A 490-nucleotide genomic window follows, 5' to 3' on the forward strand; every position below is an offset into this window, starting at 1 on the left:
AATCGCCAATAGTTTTTACTGGGTAAAGTGTTTTTCCTCTTTCATATTCTTGCTCCCAAATTTTTCCTTCTCTATGTACAGTTGCTTTTAAGTGTGTAGATAGTGCGTTAACACAACTTACACCAACACCGTGTAAACCACCAGATACTTTATACGAATCTTTATCAAACTTACCACCAGCACCAATTTTTGTCATTACAACCTCAAGAGCCGATACGCCTTCTTTTTTATGTAAACCAACAGGAATACCACGTCCGTTATCTTCAGTAGTGATAGAGTTATCTTCGTTTATTGTTACTTTTATGGTATCACAATGTCCTGCTAATGCTTCATCAATTGAGTTATCAACTACCTCATAAACCAAATGGTGTAAACCGCGTACACCAACATCACCAATATACATTGAAGGACGCATGCGTACATGCTCCATACCTTCTAATGCTTGAATACTATCAGCTGAATAATTGTGCTTTTTAGCTTCTTCGCTCAT

The 490-nt window shown here is 37.1% G+C and carries 1 protein-coding gene; it reads right to left on the reverse strand.

From position 1 onward, the window contains the following. On the reverse strand, nt 1-490 hold a 490-nt coding region (locus FUA24_RS25920; protein ID WP_394344239.1), incomplete at both ends, for an ATP-binding protein.

Source organism: Seonamhaeicola marinus, from assembly GCF_008085455.1.